General features: G+C 67.2%; 3 protein-coding genes and 1 pseudogene. All 4 read left to right on the top strand.

From position 1 onward, the window contains the following. The coding region (locus ACXJKR_RS30410; RefSeq protein ID WP_457326019.1) for a glutamine amidotransferase-related protein at window positions 1–581 on the top strand (581 nt) is incomplete at its 5' end. Window positions 582–584: 3 nt separating this feature from the next. Then, window positions 585–1442 carry a 3-deoxy-8-phosphooctulonate synthase gene (gene kdsA / locus ACXJKR_RS30405; RefSeq protein ID WP_457326017.1) on the top strand — a complete coding sequence of 286 codons (858 nt, stop codon included), beginning with the start codon at window positions 585–587 and terminating at the stop codon, window positions 1440–1442. Window positions 1443–1449: 7 nt separating this feature from the next. Then, window positions 1450–1737, top strand: coding sequence for a DUF1330 domain-containing protein (locus ACXJKR_RS30400; RefSeq protein WP_056196820.1), 288 nt, complete (start codon window positions 1450–1452; stop codon window positions 1735–1737). A 5-nt stretch (window positions 1738–1742) separates the two neighbouring features. Further along, window positions 1743–2191 (top strand): annotated as a pseudogene (locus ACXJKR_RS30395) (hypothetical protein); the annotation flags it as partial.

Genomic DNA, 2191 nt, shown 5'->3' with positions numbered 1-2191 from the left:
GCTTCGGCAAGCGCGGCGTGGAAGGCAAGATCCTGGCCGCCCAGTACGCCCGTGAGCACAAGCTGCCTTACCTGGGCATCTGCCTGGGCATGCAGGTCGCGACCATCGAGTACGCCCGCCACATGGCAGGCCTCGAGAACGCCAACTCCACCGAGTTCGATCCCGAGACGCCCCACCCCGTCATCGCGCTGATCGACGAATGGCAGGACGCCGACGGCAGCATCCAGAAGCGTGACGAGAAGAGCGACCTCGGCGGCACGATGCGCCTGGGCGCGCAGAGCTCCGACGTCAAGGACGGCACGCTGGCCCGTGACATCTATGGCCCGATCGTCACCGAGCGCCACCGCCATCGCTACGAGGCCAACGAGCACTACCTCGAACGCCTGCAGAAGGCCGGCCTCGTCATCTCGGCCATCACCCAGCGCGAGAAGCTGACCGAGATGGTCGAGCTGCCGCGCGAGGTGCACCCCTGGTTCGTGGGCGTGCAGTTCCACCCCGAATTCAAGTCCACGCCCTGGGGCGGCCATCCGCTGTTCACGGCCTTCATCAAGGCTGCGCTGGAACACCATCAGAAGGCCTGACCTATGAAGCTCTGTGGATTCGATGTCGGCATCGACAAGCCTTTCTTCCTGATCGCCGGGACCTGCTCGATCGAGGGCCTGCAGATGTCGCTCGACGTCGCCGGCCTGTTGAAAGAGGCGTGCACGGCCCTCGGCATTCCGCTGATCTACAAGGGCTCGTTCGACAAGGCCAACCGGTCGTCCGGCACCACCAAGCGCGGTGTCGGCATGGAAGCCGGCTTGAAGATCCTCGACGAGGTGCGCCGCCAGACCGGCCTGCCGGTGCTGACCGACGTGCACGATGCTGGCCAAGTGGCCGAGGTCGCCAGCGTGGTGGACGTGCTGCAGACCCCGGCCTTCCTGTGCCGCCAGACGGATTTCATCCGTGCGGTTGCGCAAAGTGGCAAGCCGGTCAACATCAAGAAGGGCCAGTTCCTCGCGCCCTGGGACATGAAGAACGTCATCGACAAGGCCCGCGCCGCCGCGCGCGAGGTGGGCCTGTCCGAAGACCTCTTCCTCGCCTGCGAGCGCGGCGTCAGTTTTGGCTACAACAACCTGGTCGCCGACATGACCAGCCTGGCCGAAATGCGCAACACCGGCGCCCCCGTGGTCTTCGACGTCACCCACTCGGTGCAGAAGCCCGGTGGCCTGGGTGGCTCGAGCGGCGGCGCCCGCGAGATGGTGCCCGTGCTGGCCCGGGCTGGTGTGGGCGTCGGCGTGGCAGGGCTCTTCATGGAGACCCACCCGAACCCGGCCGAGGCCTTCAGCGACGGCCCGAATGCCGTGCCGCTCAAGCACATGAAGACGCTGCTGGAGCAGTTGGTGGCGCTGGATCGCGTCGTCAAGCAGCAGCCGCTGCTTGAGAATGATTTCAGCTGCTGAGAGATAAATGGCTGCCTACATCCTCGCGAACGTCAAGGTCACCAACCCAGCGCAATACGAGGACTACCGGCGGCTCTCGACGCTGGCCATGAAGCAGCATGGCGCCGAGGTGCTGGTGCGCGGCGGCAAGACCACGGTGCTCGAAGGCGACTGGACACCCGAGCGTGTCGTGCTGCTGAAGTTCCCCACGCCGGAAGCCGCACAGGCTTTCTATGACTCGCCCGAGTACGGTGTGGCGCGTGAGGCCCGCGAGGGCATCGCCGTCATGCGCATGGTGTTGATCGAAGGCGTTTGAGCCCCGTGGCCGTCGTTGCATTGCTGCTGGGCGCTCTGTTCGGCGGCTTCGCCTCGGAGAGTTTGATCGGCGCGTTTCTCGGCGCCGCGGTGGGCTGGCTGGGCTGGCAGCAGATGCAACAGGGGCGGCGCATCGCCGACCTGGAAAAGCAGCTCACAGCCCGCGGACCGGCGCCGGCGCCGCTGCCCGCTCAACCACCCGCTTCAACGCCCCCTGTGGCCGTGCCTCAGCGGACCGAAGCGGTTGTCGCGCCGTTGCCACCTACCGTCGCGACGCCGGTTGCTGCACCGCCGCCGCCCAGGCCGGCACCCCAACCACCGGCCTCGGCGCCCGTCCCGCGCCGTCCCATCCCCATGCCCGTCTGGGCCCAGCGCCTCGCTGCGGCCAACACCATCGTCAAGGTCGGGCTGGCGATGCTCTTCCTCGGCCTCGTCTTCCTCGCCCGCTTTGCGGC

The organism is Roseateles sp. P5_E11, assembly GCF_054049355.1.
This window is presented reverse-complemented; position numbering and strand designations above follow the sequence as displayed.

Excerpts from the sequence above, each read along its gene's own strand:
- kdsA (WP_457326017.1), top strand. The coding sequence starts at position 585 with ATGAAGCTCTGTGGATTCGATGTCGGCATCGACAAGCCTTTCTTCCTG.
- ACXJKR_RS30400 (WP_056196820.1), top strand. The coding sequence starts at position 1,450 with ATGGCTGCCTACATCCTCGCGAACGTCAAGGTCACCAACCCAGCGCAA.